Annotated in this window: 21 protein-coding genes and 1 tRNA gene; 12 read left to right on the plus strand and 10 right to left on the minus strand. The window is 65.3% G+C overall.

The genetic code is table 11. The features are described 5' to 3' along the window. Nucleotides 1-26: 26 nt before the first annotated feature. Nucleotides 27-100, minus strand: a tRNA-Met gene (locus IT350_17690). A gap of 162 nt (nucleotides 101-262) precedes the next feature. On the opposite strand from IT350_17690, the gene IT350_17695 reads away from it, so the two are divergent. Genes IT350_17695 through IT350_17705 form a run of 3 tightly spaced genes read left to right on the plus strand, consistent with a single transcriptional unit; the run spans nucleotide 263 to nucleotide 3,043 of the window. Next, complete coding sequence (locus tag IT350_17695; GenBank protein MCC6159890.1) at nucleotides 263-1,195, plus strand: deoxyribonuclease I; 933 nt, start codon at nucleotides 263-265, stop codon at nucleotides 1,193-1,195. 51 nt (nucleotides 1,196-1,246) lie between these two features. Continuing rightward, nucleotides 1,247-2,050: an ABC transporter ATP-binding protein gene (locus tag IT350_17700; protein ID MCC6159891.1), complete on the plus strand. Its 804-nt coding sequence runs from the start codon at nucleotides 1,247-1,249 to the stop codon at nucleotides 2,048-2,050. Between the two features lie 27 nt (nucleotides 2,051-2,077). After that, nucleotides 2,078-3,043, plus strand: a complete 966-nt coding sequence (locus tag IT350_17705; GenBank protein ID MCC6159892.1) for an aldo/keto reductase — start codon at nucleotides 2,078-2,080, stop codon at nucleotides 3,041-3,043. A 7-nt stretch (nucleotides 3,044-3,050) separates the two neighbouring features. Here the strand turns inward: IT350_17705 and IT350_17710 are convergent, their stop codons facing one another. Further along, nucleotides 3,051-4,829 carry an Hpt domain-containing protein gene (locus IT350_17710; GenBank protein ID MCC6159893.1) on the minus strand — a complete coding sequence of 593 codons (1,779 nt, stop codon included), beginning with the start codon at nucleotides 4,827-4,829 and terminating at the stop codon, nucleotides 3,051-3,053. Nucleotides 4,830-5,007: 178 nt separating this feature from the next. On the opposite strand from IT350_17710, the gene IT350_17715 reads away from it, so the two are divergent. From IT350_17715 to IT350_17725, 3 genes are all read left to right on the plus strand, one after another. Beyond that, nucleotides 5,008-5,868, plus strand: coding sequence for an SDR family NAD(P)-dependent oxidoreductase (locus IT350_17715; protein MCC6159894.1), 861 nt, complete (start codon nucleotides 5,008-5,010; stop codon nucleotides 5,866-5,868). Nucleotides 5,869-5,955: 87 nt separating this feature from the next. Then, nucleotides 5,956-8,202 (plus strand): thioredoxin domain-containing protein, encoded by a 2,247-nt coding sequence (locus tag IT350_17720; protein MCC6159895.1) that lies wholly within the window; start codon nucleotides 5,956-5,958, stop codon nucleotides 8,200-8,202. A 69-nt stretch (nucleotides 8,203-8,271) separates the two neighbouring features. Continuing rightward, nucleotides 8,272-8,517, plus strand: coding sequence for a CDGSH iron-sulfur domain-containing protein (locus IT350_17725; GenBank protein MCC6159896.1), 246 nt, complete (start codon nucleotides 8,272-8,274; stop codon nucleotides 8,515-8,517). A gap of 6 nt (nucleotides 8,518-8,523) precedes the next feature. Here IT350_17725 and IT350_17730 read toward each other — a convergent pair whose 3' ends face one another. After that, on the minus strand, nucleotides 8,524-9,339 hold the full coding sequence (locus tag IT350_17730; protein MCC6159897.1) for a hypothetical protein: 816 nt from the start codon (nucleotides 9,337-9,339) through the stop codon (nucleotides 8,524-8,526). Between the two features lie 92 nt (nucleotides 9,340-9,431). Between IT350_17730 and IT350_17735 the strand changes: the two genes are divergently transcribed. Together IT350_17735 and IT350_17740 are read left to right on the plus strand one after the other, a co-directional pair. Next, on the plus strand, nucleotides 9,432-10,469 hold the full coding sequence (locus IT350_17735; protein ID MCC6159898.1) for an acyltransferase family protein: 1,038 nt from the start codon (nucleotides 9,432-9,434) through the stop codon (nucleotides 10,467-10,469). 143 nt (nucleotides 10,470-10,612) lie between these two features. Next, nucleotides 10,613-11,212: a redoxin domain-containing protein gene (locus IT350_17740; GenBank protein ID MCC6159899.1), complete on the plus strand. Its 600-nt coding sequence runs from the start codon at nucleotides 10,613-10,615 to the stop codon at nucleotides 11,210-11,212. 45 nt (nucleotides 11,213-11,257) lie between these two features. Here the strand turns inward: IT350_17740 and IT350_17745 are convergent, their stop codons facing one another. Further along, nucleotides 11,258-11,875, minus strand: a complete 618-nt coding sequence (locus IT350_17745; protein ID MCC6159900.1) for a nitroreductase family protein — start codon at nucleotides 11,873-11,875, stop codon at nucleotides 11,258-11,260. A gap of 98 nt (nucleotides 11,876-11,973) precedes the next feature. Between IT350_17745 and IT350_17750 the strand changes: the two genes are divergently transcribed. Beyond that, nucleotides 11,974-13,122, plus strand: coding sequence for a glycosyltransferase (locus IT350_17750; protein MCC6159901.1), 1,149 nt, complete (start codon nucleotides 11,974-11,976; stop codon nucleotides 13,120-13,122). After that, complete coding sequence (locus IT350_17755; GenBank protein ID MCC6159902.1) at nucleotides 13,119-14,240, plus strand: glycosyltransferase; 1,122 nt, start codon at nucleotides 13,119-13,121, stop codon at nucleotides 14,238-14,240. The genes IT350_17750 and IT350_17755 overlap by 4 nt, the downstream gene beginning before the upstream one ends. On the opposite strand, the gene rfbB is transcribed toward IT350_17755, so the two are convergent. The 4 genes from rfbB to IT350_17775 form a co-directional block, all read right to left on the minus strand. Then, nucleotides 14,237-15,271 carry a dTDP-glucose 4,6-dehydratase gene (rfbB, locus tag IT350_17760; GenBank protein MCC6159903.1) on the minus strand — a complete coding sequence of 345 codons (1,035 nt, stop codon included), beginning with the start codon at nucleotides 15,269-15,271 and terminating at the stop codon, nucleotides 14,237-14,239. The genes IT350_17755 and rfbB overlap by 4 nt on opposite strands. Before the next feature lie 22 nt (nucleotides 15,272-15,293). Continuing rightward, nucleotides 15,294-15,779: a dTDP-4-dehydrorhamnose 3,5-epimerase family protein gene (locus IT350_17765; protein ID MCC6159904.1), complete on the minus strand. Its 486-nt coding sequence runs from the start codon at nucleotides 15,777-15,779 to the stop codon at nucleotides 15,294-15,296. Between the two features lie 23 nt (nucleotides 15,780-15,802). After that, a complete protein-coding gene (locus IT350_17770) occupies nucleotides 15,803-16,549 on the minus strand; it encodes an NTP transferase domain-containing protein (protein MCC6159905.1) in 747 nt (248 codons plus the stop codon). Nucleotides 16,550-16,610: 61 nt separating this feature from the next. Further along, complete coding sequence (locus IT350_17775) at nucleotides 16,611-17,714, minus strand: NAD(P)/FAD-dependent oxidoreductase (protein ID MCC6159906.1); 1,104 nt, start codon at nucleotides 17,712-17,714, stop codon at nucleotides 16,611-16,613. Between the two features lie 117 nt (nucleotides 17,715-17,831). On the opposite strand from IT350_17775, the gene IT350_17780 reads away from it, so the two are divergent. After that, nucleotides 17,832-18,707, plus strand: a complete 876-nt coding sequence (locus tag IT350_17780; protein ID MCC6159907.1) for a DUF3473 domain-containing protein — start codon at nucleotides 17,832-17,834, stop codon at nucleotides 18,705-18,707. Nucleotides 18,708-18,723: 16 nt separating this feature from the next. Beyond that, nucleotides 18,724-19,683: a hypothetical protein gene (locus IT350_17785; GenBank protein ID MCC6159908.1), complete on the plus strand. Its 960-nt coding sequence runs from the start codon at nucleotides 18,724-18,726 to the stop codon at nucleotides 19,681-19,683. Nucleotides 19,684-19,692: 9 nt separating this feature from the next. Here the strand turns inward: IT350_17785 and IT350_17790 are convergent, their stop codons facing one another. Both IT350_17790 and IT350_17795 read right to left on the minus strand, forming a co-directional pair. After that, the gene (locus tag IT350_17790; GenBank protein ID MCC6159909.1) at nucleotides 19,693-20,238 is read right to left on the minus strand and encodes a hypothetical protein; all 546 of its coding nucleotides are present in this window, start codon (nucleotides 20,236-20,238) and stop codon (nucleotides 19,693-19,695) included. Between the two features lie 9 nt (nucleotides 20,239-20,247). Further along, nucleotides 20,248-20,396 (minus strand): mandelate racemase/muconate lactonizing enzyme family protein (locus IT350_17795; protein ID MCC6159910.1); only part of this gene is annotated, 149 nt, incomplete at its 5' end.

The raw sequence follows: 20,396 nt of genomic DNA on the forward strand, positions 1-20,396 counted from the left end.
CGCCGTGGATTCGTTTTCGGGGGATGTGCCGGCTCAGGGAGTCGAACCCCGGACACCACGGTTATGAGCCGTGTGCTCTAACCACCTGAGCTAAGCCGGCCCGGCCGCGCGAAATATCTTGGAAATGCCGCGTGTTGTCAACTCGACACGAGCATTCGTCGGCGCGGGAGGCGACGGGTGATTCGGCGAGACGGGCGGGCGTTGCGCGTCGGGCGCGGCGATCATATTCTCCGCCGGTGACTACCCGAATTAGGAGGGTGTGATGTCGAAGCGACCCGCTTTTGTGGTGTTGTGGATCCTGGTGGCGAGCGCGGGACTTCTTTTGGGCTGCGGCGACGAAAGCGATTTCGATGGGGACGGCGAGGATTGGGACTCGTGGGAGGAGGACCAGGCGATCGCGGCTTCATCCAGTCTTCGCGTTCTGAGCTGGAACCTGCGTCACGAAGGGTGGTCGGGCGAGACAAACTACGCGGCCGACGCCGCGCAGATATGGAACCAGTTCGGCGCGTCGGCGTCCTCGCCCAACGGGTGTGACCTCGTCTTCCTGCAGGAGGTCATGTATCCCGAGGCGGCCGAGGGCATCGCGGAGGAATTGGAAGCGCTCTCCGGCGTTACGTGGGTTGCCGAGGTGACGCCCGTGATCGGCCGGTCCACGTACAAGGAAGCCTATGCCGTGCTTTACCGCACCGACCGCGCGGACGTGGAGGATTGGTGGATCTGGAACGACGTGGGCGACAAGTTCGAGCGCGAGCCGATGATCGTGAAGGTCCGCGACGTGCGTAGCGGCGCGGACTACACGTTCATCAACTGGCACACGATTTTCGGATCGACCACGGAACGCAAGGCGGAGGTCACGCAGATTTCCAAGGTCTTCGGTTCGGTGCAGGCCGCGGAATCCACGGATCAGGACGTGATTCTTCTCGGCGACCACAACGCGCCGGCCACGTCGAGCTGGTGGACGCCGTTCACGTCGTTGATCCCGACCGTCGGTTGGAAGATCAACGATCCGACGACGCTGAATTCCTCGGGCGCGTACGCCTCGGCCTACGACCATTTCTGGTTTCAGGCGTCCTATCTCACGGAGTTTTCCTCCGCCGGGCGCGACTACGTTGCGAACACGCAGAACTTTGTCACAAACCTGTCCGACCACGTCCCGATCTGGATGAAACTCTACAGTACGGCGGATACGGACTGATCGACGGCCGTCTCGCTCGACGCGGCGGCGGCGCGCGGCTACATTCTCGGCATGTCCGGCGAGCACGTGCTCCAGGTCCGAAATCTTCGCGTCGATTACCGGCGCGGGCGCGCGCTCACGCACGCGGTGCGCGGCGTCGATCTCGACATTTTTGCCGGCGAGTCGCTCGGCATCATCGGCGAGTCCGGCTGCGGTAAGAGTTCGCTCGGCAAATCGGTGTTGGGACTCGTCCCATCGACGGCGGACGACAGCCGGCTTTTCGGCGTCGCCACGAGCGGGCTTTCGCGCGACGGGTGGAATCGAGTGCGACGACGGGCGCAGATGGTCTTTCAGGACGTGGGCGGCGCGCTCTCGCCGCGCATGCGCGTCGGCGATGCCGTGACCGAAGGCCTCCTCGTCCACGGAATGATCGGCGGGCGTGAGGCGCGGCGCGAAAAGGCCGCCGAAGTGCTCAATCTTGTCGGGCTGGATGGAGGCGTCGCGCGCCGTTTTCCCCACGAATTGTCGGGCGGCCAGCGGCAGCGCGTGCTCATCGCCAGGGCCTTGTCGCTCGAACCCGAGTTCGTCGTCGCCGACGAGCCCATCGCCTCACTCGACGTGTCGGTCCAGACGCAGATCCTTGCACTCCTCGACGAAATTCGACGCGCTCGATCATTCACGCTCATGTTCATCACGCACGATATCCGCGCCGTGAAGGCGCTGTGTTCGCGCGTTGCGGTCATGTATGACGGACGCATCGTCGAGCAAGGACCAACCGCCGAGGTGCTGCGAAATCCCGCGCACCCCTATACGCGTCTTCTCATCGATTCCGTGCCGTCGTTGGATTCCGTGGTCGAGAAAAGTCGAATATCGTAATTTGCCCACCAGAAATCGGGGGAAGCGTTGCGTACACGAACACTCGGCTGGACCGGCGAAAAACTGTCCGTCATCGGATTCGGTGCGTGGGCCATCGGCGGCGGCGGTTGGGAATTTGGCTGGGGGCCGCAGGACGACGCCGATTCGATCCGCGCGATCCATGTGGCGCTCGATATCGGCGTGAACTGGATCGACACGGCGGCGGTGTATGGCCTCGGGCGATCGGAACGCGTCGTGGCGAAGGCGCTCGAAGACCGCCGGGACCGCGTCTTCGTGGCGACCAAGTGTGCGCTCGTGTGGGACGATGCGGGGAAGATCTCGGGCCGTATCAAAGCCGAGTCGGTCCGGCGTGAGTGCGAGGATTCGCTGCGTCGCCTGAACACGGACGTCATCGACCTCTATCAGATCCACTGGCCGAATCCCGACAACGAGATCGAAGAAGGGTGGGGCGCGATTCAGGACCTCGTTCGCGAGGGCAAGGTCCGTTACGCCGGCGTCTCGAATTTCTCGGTGGCGCAGATGGAGCGCGCCGGCGTCATTGCGCCCGTCGCGAGCCTGCAACCTCCCTACCATCTGTTGCGCCGGGACGTGGAGGCCGAAATTCTGCCCTATTGCGGCGTGCAGAACATCGGCGTGGTCGCCTATTCGCCGCTCGCATCCGGGCTTCTGACCGGCAAATTCGACCGCTCGCGCATCGACGCGCTGCCCGATGAGGACTGGCGAAAACGATTCTCGGAAAACTACCGTGAGCCGAAGTTGACGCCGAATCTCACGTTTGTGGAAGATCTGCGCGCCATCGCGGCGGAACACGGGCGAAGCGTCGGGCAACTCGCCGCCGCGTGGGTGCTGCGCCGACCCGAAGTCACGTCGGCCATCGTTGGCGCGCGCAACGAGCGGCAGGTGGGTGAACTCTTCGCGGGATCGGACTGGGAGCTTCCCGCCGAGACCGTGGACCGAATCGAGGGGGCGTGGAAGACCCGTTTCGGCTCGTGAAACGTGGCTAGTTCGAAGAGCGCTTCAACGCGGGGACGACGAGGCGGAATGTGACCCCCCGGCCGGGCCGGTTGTCGATCTCGATCGATCCGCCGAGTTCTTCGAGCGAGCGAAGGACGACGTTCATCCCGACACCTCGGCCGGAGATTTCGTTCACCAACGCCGACGTCGTCAGGCGTGGGTGAAATACCAGCCGCCAGACGTCGTCATCGCTCATCGTGGCGTTCCGGGTTTCGTCGATGATGCCGAGAGCCAGCGCCTTTCCCGCGATTCGTTCGCGGTCGAGCCCGCGTCCGTCGTCGGCGACCTCGACGCACACCCGGGAATCCTCGCCCGCCGCCGAGATGCGGATACGACCTCGGGCCGGTTTTCCGGCCGCCTCGCGTTCGCCGGCATCGGCCTCGATGCCGTGCGCGAGCGCGTTGTTGACCAGATGCACCAGCGCCGCGCCGAGCCGGTCCGCCAAGTGCCGCTCGATTTCCACGTCCTCGCCGCCGATCTCCACGTCGGCCTCGGTCTTCAGGTATTTCGACACATCATGAACGTAGCGCGGCATGTGATCGACGAGATCCCGGAAACGCACCGTGAGCAACCCGTTGATGCGCGTCTCGAGGTCGTCGATCAGGGCCGATGCCTTGGGCGCGGTGCCGTCACTCGATCTTGTCAGTTCGCGAATCCGGCGAATCGCGTCGAGAAGCTCCTCGATACGCGCCCGACGGACGGACAGATGCGTCGGCTGACCCTCGTCGAGCAGGTCGCGGATATCGGTCTGGCGACGTTGAACGTTCAGGGAGCGTTCGATGTCCGCGGGCGAGACCTTGCCGTCGTCCACGAGGATCTGGCCGAGTCGGCGTTGACGCCCGACCGCGTCGACCACGTCCTCGGCCTGGAGAAGCCCCTCTTCGACGAGAATCTCCCCCATCTTCTGGACGCGCGATCCGCGTGGGCCGAGCACCGCGGCGATCAGGTCGCGCATCGAGCGACGCACGTCGGTCTGAAACTGCGGCATCAGCGCGAGGCGCTCGTCGTCGAGAAAACGCGAGAGCGGCTCGAGGCTGACCACCGCGGTCATGACGCGCGGATTTGCGCCGTGCAGATCCTGCAGGTGCGCGAGACGCTGCCGAAAGCGCTTCGCGTCGGCGGCCGAAAGCGGGGCGTCCTTCATGCGACGTGCGAGCTGTTCCATCTCCTGCAAATCGACGAACTCAGGCTGCGTCGCGAGCGAGTCGCCGGCCACGATCTGCGACCACCGCTCCTCGCGGTGCGCGCGTAGGCCTTCGCGCAGCGTTTCGAGCCGCTCAAACAGTTCGTGCACGTGCGGTGTTTCGAGAATCTCCGGGCTCGACGCGCTCTCCGCCTCGAGCATGTTGAGAATTTCGCGCAGCTCGTCGAATCGCGGCCGGCGGACGACGGCGATGCGTTTGGCGACGGCGTGATATCGTTGGTCGAAGTCGGTCATCATCGGGCGGCGGTCGATGCGATCCGCGTCGGGTTCGAGCTCGAGCGCCAGAACGTCGCGACCGAGCATCAGAAACGCGGCGACGTCGTCCGTGTAGTCGAGCCGGGAAGTCCGGAGCGCGTCGAGGATATTCTCGACCTGATGTGCACGACGGCCGAGCGCGGGTTGATCGAAAAACCCCGCGCTTCCCTTGATCGAGTGGACCTCGCGGAAAATCTCGTCGAACCCGTCCTGCCGGTCCGTGGTATTGTCGAGTTCGAGCAGCCGCTTTTCCACGCGCGAGAGTGCGCGCCGGGCGTGGTCGATATAGTCTTCGGAAAGCGACAAGTGGGTGCCCCGATTCGAAGCGGCATATTCGACCCGGCCGCGGCCGCGGTCGAATTGCGCGGAAACTGGCGGTAGATATAGTGAGAATCCGCGCGAAATGGAAGCTGGACGGGCCCCTGATCCGACGGAAAAATCGCGCGACGGGCTCGAAATATTTCGAGAAGATTTGGGAGAATTGATGGCCGGAGAGATCGGCGCGAAGGTTTTGCTCGTGACCGGCGCATCGTCGGGAATCGGGCGCGAAATCGTCCAGCGGTTCAGCGCCGGCGGCTGGCGCGTCTTCGCCACGATCCGAACGTCCGAAGACGCCGATTCGCTGGCGCGCCTGACTGGCGTGACACCCCTGATCTGCGATCTTTCAGCGCCCGGCGCCGCGGACACACTCATGGACGAATTCGCCTCGATTTCGTCCCGACTCGATCTGCTCGTGAACAACGCGGGGTTCGGCGTGCGTGGGGCCATCGAGGACCAGACCGACGCGGCGATCCGGGCGATGTTCGAGGTCAACGTCTTCGCCCCGACGGCGCTGGCGCGGCGCGCGGCGATGTTTCTACGGAACGGCGGCGGCGGGACGATCGTGAACATCAGCAGCGTCACCGGCGAACTGGCGTCGCCGCTCTCCGGCACATACGCCGCAACCAAGCACGCCCTCGAGGCGATCACCGACGCGCTGCGCATGGAATTGGAACGCGATGGCATCCACGTCGTCTCGATTCAGCCGGGTCCCGTGGCAACGCGCTTCATGGAACGCTCGTATCGCGACAGCGCGCCGTGGTTCGCCGCCTCGACACGTTACACGACCGACTATGCCCATGCACGTCGCGGTTGGGACCGGACGCACGCAAGCGCCATCCGGCCCGAAGTGATTGCCGATCTCGTGTGGCGGATCGCGCACGCACGTCGACCCGCGCCGCGCTACCGGCGTCATTTCCTCGCCCGCATCGCGCCGCATCTCGTCTACTGGATGCCCCGGCGTTGGCTCGACCGGTTGCTTCAGCGCTCGACGCACCTTCTGCCGGGCCGACGCGAAAAGGGCTAACGCCCGTCATAGCGCCGGCGATTCGCGATGTGCATGATACGCGGCCCGTGTAGGTTGCGCGTCCCCTGAATCAGCCGGAAGGCGGAGATGAACGTCACCAAAGAATCGACCTCGCGAATCGAAGATCCCCCGAGCGCGGATCCCATCGATCCCGCGCGCCGGAGCCATCTGATCACCGCGCTGACGGGGAAGGGATCGGACTACGAACCGCGCACGCACCATCTTCTGGACGACGGAACGCCACGATTCGTGAACCGGCTCATCGAGGAGACGAGTCCCTACCTGCTCCAGCACGCGCACAACCCCGTGAACTGGTTCCCGTGGGGCGACGAGGCGTTTGAAACGGCGCGGCGACTCGGGCGGCCGGTGCTTCTGTCGATCGGATATTCCACGTGCCACTGGTGCCACGTCATGGAGGCCGAGTCGTTCGAGGACCTCGGCATCGCACGGTTCCTGAATCAGAACTACGTCGCCATCAAGGTGGACCGCGAGGAGCGCCCCGACGTGGACGCGATCTACATGAGCGCGGTGCAGATGCTCACGGGGCATGGCGGCTGGCCGATGACCGTATGGCTGACGGCGGACCGCGCGCCGTTCTACGGCGGCACCTACTATCCGGCGCGCGACGGCGACCGCGGCGCGCCGATGGGCTTCTTGTCGATGCTCATGCGCCTGCGGCAGGTCTTCGACCGCGAACCGCAACGCATCGCGAAATCGGCGAAGGAGATCACCGACGCGATCCGCGGCCAGTTCGCAGCGCGGGCCGAGTCGGACATTCCCGGCCCGTCGGCTTTGCGCGACGCGATCGAGGAATTCGCGGCGGACTACGATCCGCGAGAGGGCGGCATCGACGGCGCGCCGAAGTTTCCGAGCAGTCTGCCGATCCGGCTGCTGCTGCGTTATCACCGGCGCACCGGCGACCGACGCTGCCTCGACATGGCGTCGAATACGCTCACGAAGATGGCGGCGGGAGGAATCTACGACCACGTGGCCGGCGGATTTCACCGCTACTCGACCGACCATCACTGGCTCGTGCCGCATTTCGAAAAGATGCTCTATGACAACGCCCTGCTGGTGCGCGCCTATCTCGACGGCTTCCTCGTGACGGGCGACGCCGATTTCGCCCGCGTGGCGCGCGAGACGCTCGATTACGTCCTGCGCGAGATGACGAGCCCCGAGGGGATGTTTTATTCCGCGACCGACGCCGACAGCCTCGGGCCGGACGGCCACATGGACGAGGGCTATTACTTCACGTGGACGTCGAACGAAATCCGCGTGGCGCTAGGAGATGCCGACGCGGCGCTCGTGCTGGATCACTACAACGTGCGCGATCGTGGGAACTTCGAGGGGCGATCGATTCTGCATACGCCGATGCCCCTCGCGGTCGTGGCCGCGAGGCACCGTCTCGATGTCGAGGAGGCCCGGGGGCAGATCGACGGTGCGCGCGACATTCTGCGTCGGCGCCGCGAGGAACGCCCCAAGCCTCTTTGCGATACGAAGATTCAGACATCGTGGAACGCGCTCATGATTTCGGCTCTTGCGCACGGTGCGCGCGTCCTGGGCGATTCGCGTTACGCCGAAGCGGCCCGTCGAGCGGCGCACGAGCTGCTCGCATCCGTCCTCGTGGACGGGCGGCTACGTCACACCTTCAAGGACGGCGTGGCGCAGCACGCGGGGTATCTCGACGATTACGCATTCCTGATCGGCGCGTTGCTGGACATCTTTGAAATGGACTTCGATCCGAAGGACCTTGCGTCAGCCAAACGCTTGCAGGGCACGCTCGACGCGCACTTCGCCGACGGTTCGGGCGGCTACTTCATGACCGCCGACGATCACGAAGAACTGCTCGCGCGGCAGAAGCCCATGTACGACGGCGCGGAGCCGTGCGGAAACTCCGTGGCGGCCCTGAATTTGCTGCGGCTCGCCGCATACACGGGCGACGACGCATATCGCGTCCGCGCCGATGCGTGCCTGCGTGCATTCGGACAGGTGCTGACAAAACACCCTCGGGCGATGGCGGAGATGTTTTGCGCGCTCGACCTTTGCACCGATCGCGCGGCGGAGGTGGTGGTCGTTCGTGCCGAGGGGGACGGTGAGGACCCGCTGGTCGAGCGCTTGCGCCGGGTCTATCTGCCGAATGCGGCGATGATCGTGATGCGCGACGAGGCGCACCAGCGGGCCCTTGCCGGTGCCTCACCGCTCGCGGCGAACAAGGTCCGCATCGGCGGACGCTCGACGGCGTACGTTTGCGAGCGCGGGATGTGTCTCGCGCCGACGACGGACCCGGAGGGATTCGAGCAGCAACTTCGCGAGGCCAAGCCGTATCCGTCGTGAGATCGAGCGTGATTCGTTGTCAACGGCGGGGCCGAACAGCTTCGCGAAACGTATTTACGGAGGTGCGTGATGGGGATGCCGAAGGTGGCGGGCCGCCGGCCGGCGGTGACGGAACTCGACGCCGGATCGTACGCGTGGTGCGCGTGTGGGATGTCGGGGAATCAGCCGTTTTGCGACGGTTCGCATCGAGGATCGGGATTTCAGCCGATCCGCTTCAACATCGACGCGACGCAGACCAAGGCGCTGTGCATGTGCAAGCGCAGCGAGAGCGCGCCGTATTGCGACGGCACGCACGCCACGGTGGACGACGAGTAGTCCGCGTCAGTCCTTGACGTTGCCGAGCGTGTCCTTGCCGCGGATGTGGCGGCCGATGCGCCGGAAGCGCTCGTTTTCCTCGGGCGTGAGCGGTCCTTCGTCCAATGCGGCGAGGGCCTCGCGCATCTGCTCCGCGTTCGACGGCCCCGTCATGCAGACGTTGAAGTCGGCGTTCGAGAGCACGAAGCGGTAGCAATCACGACCGCGCAGCGGCACTTCGCCCGGCGGCATCTTCGAGGGATTCAGCAGGTCGCGCCACCGCGTGGCCGTGTACGCGACCGTGCCGGGGCGCGTTTCCGCCGGGATGCGCGGAAAGATGTCCTTCTCCGCGCCGGTGTGCGCCGCGTTATAGCGGATGTGAAAGACCGAAAAGACGTCGTCCTTCTCAAAATCCACGAAGGCGGGCCGGTGATGAGACGAAATCGCGACGTGGCGGCATAGGCCCCGGTCGCGCAGCGCCCGAGCGCCGTCCAGCACCTTGCGGCTCGGCATGCCGTTGAACCACCCGAGCAGCAACACGTCGGCGTAATCGAGACCGATCGCTTTGAGCCCGGCGGCGAAGGTCTTTTCGGTGATCGAAGGCCAGCGCGAATAGCTTTGCAGTACGACGGCGAGCTGGTCGCGTCGGCCCGATTTCACGATCTCACGGATCGCGCGCGTCATGCCCCCCGCACGCCGCGAACCGTGATACCAATAGTTGACGCCGCGCTCGAAGGCTTCGAGCAGCGCGTTGGTCGGCACGCCGTACCCGCCGGCCACGCCGAGCGGACTGACCGACAGCCCCGATCGCCCCAGAACCACCCTGTGCGCAAAACCCGCCATTTCCGCCTCCCGCCGATTCGAATGAGAGTTGTTGCCGCCGCCCCCGATATCTACCATATTCCCGCCCCGACGCGCATGGTTTGGGAGGTCACGTGAAATACAGCATCGAGGAACTCATCGCGCATTACGAGCAACTCGCGCCCGACGAGCGGGACCGGGTCCGTCTGGAGATCCTGCGGAAGTCGCGCGAAGACGACCGCCTGCGCCGCAAGATGATCGAACTCGAGGACCCCGGCCCCGCGACTCCGAAGCACGAATTCGATCCGCTGTCGGAAGATCTGGCCAAGTACGCGCGCGACCTGCGCGACATGCTCCTGGCGTATATCCCCAAGGATCGCTACCGGCACGGCGACGAGGATCGCCTGACGCTCGTTCGCAAGGAAACGCTCCACGCGATGGAGCCGCTCGAATGGGTCCTCAAGCAGTATTTCCGCTACGAAGTGTTCGGCATCGAGAACATGCCGAAGCACGGCCGGGCGATGATCATCTCGAACCACGGTCTGCTGCCGCTCGACGGATGGTTCCTCTTCTACGAGGTTCTGCGCCATACCGGCCGCTGGGCCCGCGGACTGACCGACTGGCGCATCTACCAGTTCCCCTACCTGCGGCAGTTCTTCATGGACATGGGCATGGTGGTCGGCAGCCACGAAAACGGCGACCGGTTGCTCCAAAACGAGGAACTCATCTTCATCATGCCGGGCGGCGCGAAGGAGGCGTGGAAGTCCTCGCGTTATCGCTATCGTTTGCTGTGGAAGGGACGCCTCGGTTTCATCCGCATGGCTCTGCGCAACCGCTGCCCCATCATTCCGTCGGCCAACGTCGGCACGGACGACACCTACCGCATCTTCTTCGACGGCTACACCACGGCGTACAAGCTCCTGGGCAGCAAGAAAGCCCTGTTGCCGATCAGTCTGCCCATCGGCCTTGGCCTCCTGCCGCTCCCGGCCAAGATGACGCAGTACGTGGGCGAGCCGGTCCGCCTGCCGTACCCGCCCGAGGCGGCCGACGATCCCACCGTCGTGGAGGAGTGCCAGGAGATGGTGAAGTCGGCGGTCAACGACCTGATCGACCGTGGCTTGCGCGAGCGCGACGAGCGCAAACTGTCGTTGCTCGGCGGCGGAAGACCGTAGCCCTCCTCCTCGTGACCGCGATGATTTTTTCGTCCGGCGTGACCGTCGTCATGGCGCGTTGCGGCGCTCTTAGGCAAGGTCGGGCGCGAAACACAACGAGGGATTTGACCGGGGAGGCACGACCGATGTTCCGATCGATCCGAATGCGAATCGTCCCGATCCTGCTGGCATTTTCGACGAGTCTGTTCGCGTCCGCGCCCGCGTTGGCCGAAAGCGCCGCGGTGGGCAAGCCCGCACCCGACTTCGAACTCACCGATACGACCGGAAAGACGCACAAACTCTCCGCGCTCAAGGGCAAGACGGTGGTTCTGGAATGGACGAATCCCGGCTGCCCCTTCGTGAAAAAGCATGTGAAGGGCGGCACGATGAACAAGATTATGGCGGCGAACAGCGACGTGGTGTTTCTCGCGATCAACTCGACGAACAAGGGCCACCAGGACTACCTGACGCCCGCCGACTATCAGAAGTGGGCGAAGGAAAACAACATCACGCACCCGCAGCTTTACGATGCCGATGGCAAGGTCGGCACGGCGTACGGCGCGAAGACGACCCCCCACATGTACATCGTGGACAAGGGCGGAATGGTCGTTTACGCGGGCGCGATGGACGACAAAGCGATGCCGATGGGAGATCCCGCGAACGCCGAGAATTACGTCGCGGCGGCGCTCAAGGCGCTGGCGGCGGGGCAATCGCCGAACCCCGCGCAGACCAAGCCCTACGGATGCAGCGTGAAGTACGAGTGAGGTCGAACTGGCATTCACGACGCGGCCGGGTTCGCCCGGCCGTTTCTATTTGAACGTCTCGTAACAGACCACGCGTGCAAGTTCGTGGCGCGGCGGACGAGGCGGCTCGGCCTTGGCCCGCGTGCCGATCGCGATCAGAAACGAGATCACCCACGGCGCCGTGACGCCGATCATGTGCGTGAGCGCGGGCTTGTCGAAACCGATGATCGGGCAGGTGGCGAGGCCGAAGGCTTCGGCCGCGAGGAGAACGTGTGCCGCCGCGAAGGTCGAGTTGCGGATCGCGTATTCACGCCGCGCGAGATCGTCGGGATAGAGCTCGTCCACCGCACGCAGCGCGCGCTCGCGCCGCTCCGGCGTCCATTGGCCCGATTCGACGCGCCGCGCGAAGGCCTCGGGCGCGACCTCGGCGGGGCGTTCGTGCGCGCACACCACGATGAGGGCGGACGAATCGGTGATCTGCGCCTGATCCTTGGCGATGGGCCGGATGCGCGCGCGCATCGACTCGTCCTCGATGACGAGGAGCTTCCACGGTTGCAGATTGAACGAGGACGGCGCGAGCACGGCCAGTCCGAACAGCTCGTCCAAAGTTCGCCGGTCGATTCGCAGACCAGGCACGAACGAGCGGCAGGAGCGCCGCGCGCGAATTGCTTCAAAAACATCCACGCAACACCTCCGCGAAGGTCGCGCGGAATGATCCGGTTCACGGGCATTGAGTCAAGTGAGGCATGCCCCTAGACTTTGCGAAATTTCGGAGCGTTTCCTTGCGCATCGTCCCCCGATCGACGCACGCCGCCTTCATCATGCCGACGCGAAACCGCCGCGCGCGCGTGTTGGAGACGATTTCGCGCATCGCCGATACGCCGGGGCCGGACGTCGAGATCGTCGTCGCCGATAACGCCTCGACCGACGGATCGGCGGATGAGATCGAGCGCTGCTTTCCGGACGTCCCCGTGCTGCGCATGCCGACCAACAGGGAATCGGCCGCGCGAAACGACGCGGTAGGCGCGGCGAAGTCGCCGGTTGTTGTGATGCTCGACGACGACTCGTACCCGGAGCCCGGCGCGCTGGAACTCATGATCGACGCGCTCGCGGACGGACGCACCGGCATTGCGGCGGCGTGGGTGAAACTGCCGGGCGACACGTGGGAAGAGGGCGGGGCACCGTGCGTTCACGTGGGCTGCGGCGCGGCGATACCGCGTGAACTCTTCCTGCGGCTCGGCGGTTACCCGGAAATCTACGGCACCTATGTCGAGGAATATGACCTCGCGTTTCGCGTGCTCGCCGCGGGTTACGACGTGCGTTTCGTGGATGGGTGTGTGGTGCGCCATGAGCCGCAGGCGAGGTCGAGTTTCGATTTCATGGTCGAGCGACTGACCGCGAACAACGTCTATTTGGGCTGGCGTTTCTTTCCGGAGAACGACGCACATGCGTTCGAGGAATGGAACGTCTATCGTTACGGTGTTTTCGCGCGCGAGCGCGGCGCGCACGACGGCTACGCCCGCGCGATCGCGGCACTGGAGGAGAAACGACGCGCGGGAAAGCGCGATCGTTTCGAACTATCGAACGACGTGCTCGACCGAGTGATGCCACGGCGCATCGCGGCCCGGGCATTCGAGCGCATGTCGGTGACGCGCCCGATTTCCTTTTTGCGCGCGGGCAAGGAGATCGACGCTCTGATCGCGGGCGCGCTCGACGTCGGACTGTCGATCGAGGCGATCTATGACGCCGGTCTTCTTGCCTCGGAGAGCCAGGTGTCGGCGATTCCGATCCGTCCTCTGTCAGGCGCGGGGACGCAATCGGGATCACTCGTCATCGGCGGCCTCTCGCCGGGATTCATCGCCAATACGCGGGCGTTGGCGCGCGAGCGCGGCCTCGGAGACGTTCTGGACCTGTGCGGGAGCGGCGCATGAGAAACGCCCTCATCATCACGGACGTGACCGCACCCGGCGGCGTGGATACGTATGTTGCCGATCTGTGCGTCGCGGCGCGCGAGCGCGGGTGGTCGCCGTGGCTGTTCATGGATGATGGTGAAGGATCGGACGCACTGGCGAAACGCATCGAGGTTCTCGGCATTCCGCTGATGCGGCGCGGGCTCTATCATCGGGCGCATGACGAGTCCGCGCGTCGTGAATCGACGCGTGAGGCGCTCGCATGGGCGACGCCGCAGGTCGCGCATGCGGCGTGCGGCGCGCCGTGGACGACCGTGGTCCCGCGCGAGGTTGTGCTCGACGCGAATCTCCCGCTTGTGTTCGTCGAACAATACGTGGCCGAGGGATTCACGTTCGAACGTGAATTGCACGCGCGTATCCGCGCGCTCTACCGCCGCGCCGACGCCGTCATCGCCGTGAGCGAACACAACGCGGCGCTTCTGCGCGGTTACGGTTTCGACGCGACGGATCGCCTTCACGTGATCCCCAACAGCGTGTCGCCATTCGGCGGCGCGCCCATGACGCGCGGCGAGGCGATCATGCGATTCGGATTGCCGGAGAAGGAGCTTCATGCCGTGTGCGTTGCGCGTCTGCATCGGCAAAAGGGCATCGACGTGCTGATCGAAGCCCTCGCGAGGGTCGATCCTTCAGTACGCGCGAGACTTCACGTGACTGTGCTGGGCGACGGACCCGACCGCGACGCGCTCGTGGAGTTGGCGGCCGCGCGCGGCGTGGCGGATACCATTTCGTTCGCCGGTTGGTGTGACGATCCCCGAGCGGTGACGGGCGCGTTCGACCTGTTCGTGCTGCCCAGCCGTTCGGAGGGGCAGCCGTTCGCGCTGCTCGAGGCGATGTCGGACGGCGTGCCTGTGATCGCGTGCGCCGCGGGTGGCATCCCCGAAGCGCTGGATGAAGGGCGCGTAGGGACGCTCGTGCCCGTTGAGGACGTCACCGCGCTGGCGCGGATGATCGCCGCGTTCATCGCCGATCCCGGTCCCGCACGAGAACGCGCGCGGCTCGCCCAAGTCCACGTGCGCGAACGCTATAACGCGCGGATCAATCTGGGTCGGACAATCGATTTGTGGGATGCGGGGCGCTAACGGTCGCCGTACCAGCGGTCGTAGAACTCGCGATACTCGCCGGAGACGATCCGCCGCCACCACGCCTCGTTGGCGAGATACCAGTCGATCGTCTCGACAATCCCGCGTTCGAACGTATATCGCGGCGTCCAGCCGAGCTCGCGCTCGATCTTCGACGCGTCCATCGCGTAGCGCCGGTCGTGGCCGGGGCGGTCCTTGACGTGCGTGATGAGGGTGGCCGACGCGCCCCGCGGACGGCCGAGCCGGCCATCGACGGTCTCGATGATGATCTTCACGATGTCGATGTTCGCCCACTCGTTGTTGCCGCCGATGTTATAGACCTCTCCGGCGCGCCCGCGCGTCATGGCGGCCTCGATGGCGCGGCAGTGATCGGAGACGTGCAGCCAATCGCGGATCTGCATGCCGTCGCCGTACACGGGCAGCGGCTTGCCCTCGATGCAGTTCGCGATCATCAGCGGGATGAGTTTTTCGGGAAACTGATACGGGCCGTAATTATTGGAGCAGCGCGTGATGACAGTGTCGAGCCCGAAGGTGTGGTGGTACGCGTGGACGAGATGATCGGCCGACGCCTTCGACGCCGAGTAGGGGCTGCTGGGCACGAGCGGCAGATCCTCGGTGAACTTGCCCGTCGCGCCGAGCGACCCGTACACCTCGTCGGTGCTGACTTGCACGTAGCGCATAACGCCGTGCGCCTTCGCGGCTTCGAGCACCTTCAGCGTGCCCATCACGTTGACGTCCACGAAGACCGCGGGACCGAGGATCGAGCGATCCACGTGGCTCTCTGCCGCGAAGTGGACGACGTGCGTGAAGCGCTCTCGCGCAAACAGGTCCGCGAGCGCCGCGTCGTCGCGGATGTCGGCCTTCACGAACGCGTAGTGCTCGCCGGGCTCAATCCCCGCGAGGTTCTCCAGATTGCCCGCGTAGGTGAGGGCGTCGAGCGCCACGAGGCGCGCGTCGCGGTGCGTCTCTCGCATCTGGCGGACGAAGTTCGATCCGATGAATCCGGCGGCGCCGGTGACGAGGACGTTCATCGTGGGCACGTCGGTCTCCGTCTCAGCCGTCTTTGCGCGACCAATCGTAGGGAATGTTGTTGTCGTGCGGATGAACTCGGTACTCGTCGGGGTCGTCGTAGCGATAAGGCATCGTCGGGATATTGATGACGATGGCCTCGGTCTCGCCGATCGACTTGAACCCGTGCATCACGCCGAGGGGGATCTTCACGAGGATCGGGTTGTGCTGCCCCATGAAAAACTCGTTGACCAGATTTGCGGTCGGGGACACCGGCCCCTCGTGGCCGTAGCCGAGCGCGGCGTCGCGCCCGTCCCAGAGCACGAGCTTCATCATGCCGGCCACCACGGCGAAGTGGTCCGTCTGCAACCGGTGGTAGTGCCAGCCCTTTACGACGCCGGGGTAGGCCGCCGTCATGTAGACCTGCCCGAATTTCTCGTACACCGCGTCGTCGCAGCGCAGGATCTCCATCAGCCGTCCGCGCTCGTCGGGAATCACGCGCAGCGGCTTGACCACCACGCCGTCGATCAGTTTCTGCGCCACGTCCCGCTCCCTTACTCGGATTTTTCGAAGAGGTCGTCGAACGATTTCGACCACGCCAGTTCGGTGGCGTGCCGCCAGGATTCCAGCGTGCCCGCGTCGGTCCAGTACCCACCCAGGCGCACCGCCTTCATCTTGCCGATGCGCACGTAGTGGTTGTTGACGTCGGTGATCTCCAGTTCGCCGCGCTGCGACGGCTTCAGGTGCGGAATCACCTCGAAGACCGTGTGATCGTAGATGTAGAGCCCCGTCACCGCGAGGTTCGACTTCGGCGCGGAAGGCTTTTCCGCGATCGATAGCACGCGCCCCGTCTCGTCGAGCTCGGCGACGCCGAAGCGCTCCGGGTCGGGCACTTCCTTGAGGAAGATCATCGCGCCCGTCTCGCCCTGCGCGAGGTAGCCGTGGACGTGCGTAGCGACCGAATCCTCGAAGATGTTGTCGCCCAGATGCACGGCGACGGACTGTCCCGCGGCGAAATCGCGCGCGAGCCCCAGCGCTTCGGCGATGCCGCCGGCGCGGTCCTGCACCTTGAAGGTGAAGTTCACGCCGAACTGCCGCCCCGAGCCGAGCTGCTGCACCATGTGGCCCATGTGGTCGCGGCCCGTGACGACGAGAATGTCGCGCAGGCCCGCCCGTTTGAACTGGGCGATCGCGTGATAAATCATCGGCACGCGGCCCACGGGCAACAGGTGTTTGTTGGTGATGTCGGTCAGCGGACGCATGCGCGTCGCCGTTCCGCCCGCAAGAATCACCCCACGCATCGGTCACTCCCTCGGTCTTCTGACGCGATCATCGGCGTTCTAACACAGACGTCCGGCCCTGTCAGTCCAGAACCTCGGACGCCCAGTCGAGCGCCATCCGGCCGATCGCGGGCGACGCGGTCAGCCCCGGCGATTCGATGCCGATCATGTGCAGGATGCGCGGATCGTCCGACTGCGCCGCGATGTGAAAGTCGGGCGCGGGCTCGCCAGGACCGTGACGTTTGGGACGAATCCCCGACGGGCCCATACGCAGGTCGCCGCGTTCGATGGCCGGACACAGCCGGTGCGCTTCCGCAAAAAAGTCGTCCGGCGAACGGCGATTCGCTTCGTAGTCGGTCTTATCCTCAATGAAACGTGCGTCGGGCCCGAGCCAGAGTTCTCCGTCGACGGTTCGCGTCAGGTGGACGCCCAACCCCAGATGTCCGGGAACGGGATATACGAGGTTGGAAACGACATGCGCCTTTTTGGGAATGACCACGGCGTATTCGCCCCGGCACGGATGAATGCGATGACCGGCCTCGCCGCACATGGCCGCGACCTCGTCGGCGTAGAGCCCCGCCGCATTGACGACGACGCGGGCACGCACTCGGCCCCGCGTGGCCGTGGCGATCTCGATGCCCGCCGCGTCGCGCTCGACGCCGGTCACCTCCGCGTTCGCGAGCACGACGCCGCCCGCCGCGAGCAAGCGGGCTTCCAGGGCGCGCAGATACGCGCCGACGTTGAACACGCCCGTGCCCGGAGAATACAGCGCGGGCCGCGCGACGACGTGCGGCTCCAGCGCGCGGACCTGGGCCGGGTCGAGCAGGCGACGATCCGTCACGCCGTTTTGCAGGGCGTTTTCGCGTAGGCGCTCCAGCGTGGCGATTTCGGTGCCGTCCTGCGCCACGATCAGCTTGCCGCCGATGCGGTGGGGGATTTCCCACTCGCGCAGGCGTGCGATCAGGCGGCGGCGGCCCTGCACGCACAGCCGCGCCTTCAGCGAGCCGTTGGGGTAGTAGATGCCCGCGTGGATGACGCCGCTGTTGTGCGTCGAGGTTTCTTCGCCGAGCCGCGCGTGGCGCTCGAATAAAACCACCGACCGGCCACGCTGCGCGAGATCGTACGCGCACGACAGCCCGACCACGCCGCCGCCGATCACCGCCACATCGATTTCGGGTTCGCGCATGCGTCGTCCATCGGTTGTTTCCGCTCGTACTTTGCGCGCGCGGTGCGCGGGGGTCAACGAACTCAACTCTGTCGGCGGGCGGCGAAATGGGCTAAGACACGCGGGATGAATGCGCCGATGCCCCCGACGTGCGTTTTGAGCCTGGATGTCGAGGAGTGGTATCAGGTCGAGAACCTGCGCCCGCTCTATCCTCCTTCGACATGGGCGACGCAGGAGTCACGCTGCGATCGCTCGACGCGGCTGTATTTGGACATTCTGCGCGAAGGCGGCGTCGCGGGCGGAACGCTTTTTGTTCTGGGAGAGGTGGCCCGCCGACTGCCCGCGATGGTGCGGGAATTTTCCGACGCGGGTTTCGAAGTCGCCTCGCACGGCATGGATCACCGCTCGAACTTCGAGCTGACGCCCGACGAGATCGACGCGAACCTGCGCGACAGCAAGGCGCTGCTCGAAGACCTCGCGGGGCGCGAGGTGACGGGCTATCGCGCGCCGAGCTTCACGATCAGCCAGGCCATTCTGGAGCGCGTCGCGGAGGCGGGTTACCGCTACGATTCGAGCCTGAACGAGTTTTCGATGCACGACCGCTACGGGCGGCTCGACACCGAGCGCATGACGCGTCCCGCGCCCGGTGCGTATCGCGACGGTTCGACGGGGCTGCTGGAGTTTCCCGTGGCGACGCGGCGGGTCCTCGGGGGCACGGTCGCGTGGGGCGGGGGAGGGTACTTTCGGCTCTACCCGCCCGGCGTGTTCCTTTCGGGCGCGCGTCGCATCCTCGCCGATACGGGGCTTTTCGTTTTCTACCTGCACCCGTGGGAACTCGATCCCGAACAACCCCGCGTGCGCGGCCTCGGCGCGTGGCGCGCGTTTCGTCACTACAACAACCTGACGAAAACCGCCGGCCGCCTGCGCGATTTCATCGCGGCGCTCAAGGCCGACGGTGTGCGTTTCGCATCGATGCGCGAGCTGTGCGGGGAGCTTTCGCCGACCCACGCATGAATTTGGAGATGTCGTGATGCGTCGAGTGCCGATTCTTGTTTTCTCGTTGATTGGCTTTCTGAGTCTGGCCGCCTGCACCACCAAATACGTGCGCGACGACGCCGCGGCCGACGCCGCCCGGCGCATCGATCCCGAGTCGGTCTTCGGCTACGAGCGGGCGGACATCCACGCCGCCGTCGCGTTGATGGAAACCGCGCCCACACGCGAGCTGCGCCGGGTGAGTTTTCCCGGCTACGTGCGCGAGCCGAATATCGACGACACCGTGGTGCTGTGGTGGTACAAGCCGCCCGCGCCCCGGGGCACGATCATCCTGTTGCCGATTCTGGGCGGCGAATACGACGTGGAGAAGCTCTTCGCCGAATACTACGCGAAGCGCGGATTTCTCGTGCTGCGTTTCGAGCGCAAGAGTCGCGTGCTTAATCCCGAACTCGGTTTCGAACACACGCGCGCGGTGCTGCGCGCGACGGTCATCGACGTGCGTCGCGGCATCGACTGGTGGCTCGCGCAGCCCGAAGCCGACGACCAGCGGCTTGGCGTGTGCGGCATCTCGATGGGGGGCTTCCAGTCGAGCCTGCTCATGGCCGTCGAGCACCGCATCCGCGCCGGTGTCTTTTTGCTCAACGGCGGCGACTTCGCCGGGCTGATTCTGGAGAGCGAAGAGGGCGAGGTCGTCGACTTCCGCAACGCCGTCGCGCGCCGCAACGGCTGGACCGGCGACGAGCTCGTGAGCCGCGCCCGGGCGATCCTTCACGACGTCGAGCCGCTCACCTACGCGCCGAACATCGACCCGCACCGCGTGCTGACGATGAATCCGCTCTTCGACCGCGTCGTGCCGTACAGCCACGCCACCGCGTGGTGGAACGCGGCGCACCGCCCCACGCGCATCACCGTACCGACGGGGCACTACTCGGCGATCCTCGTCGCCCCGCGCCTCATGCGGCAAAGCGCGGCGTTTTTCGCGGAAAGGTTCGAGTAGGGACGCGCTCTACGCCCGCGCCTTCTGATCCAGGTACTTCTCGACGCCGCGATTGAGCTCGTCGAAGTTGGGTTTCGTCAGACGCACCGCGAAGGCCTGAATCGTGGGGACGATCGATTTGAGCAGGATCTTGGGGACGATTTTGATCTTGTCCATGTCGGTGTGAATCGTCCCGAACAGGCGGATGCGCGTGCGGGGTCCCTCGGCGACGAACGAGTTGCGCCCCGTGACGCGCACGGCATCGGAGAGCTCGGGCATCGTCAGGACGTAATCGACGTAGTGGTCGGGGTCGCGCCACGTGGCGGTATCGACCCACGAAAACAGATCCTTCGAGACGAGCTTCGCCGCCGGGCCGGGGAGCTTGGCCTTGGCGTGCCACCACAGCACGGTGTTCACGCCGCCGTCGAATTCCTCCCGCTTCTCCACGTCGATGCGTTCGATGTTCGGCAGCAGGTGGATCAGGTTCGGCACCTCGTTGCGATAGATCGGCCACGTGACGTCGAGCGGGAAACGCACGGTGTCGGTGAACTCGTAGTCGTGAACCACTTCGGCCATGAAAAGCTCCTATCCGCGCTTCTTCTTTCGGAGTTCGAGCGCGGTCTTGAGTCCCTTTTCGCGGATCGTTTTGATCGCGAGCCGGGCGGGGGTCATGACGTGAAAGCGTTTCGCGTACCGGCGCAGGCGATCTTCGTCGATCTCGATGCCGAGGCCCG

This window comes from Deltaproteobacteria bacterium, assembly GCA_020845895.1.
Lineage (GTDB): Bacteria > Lernaellota > Lernaellaia > JACKCT01 > JACKCT01 > JADLEX01.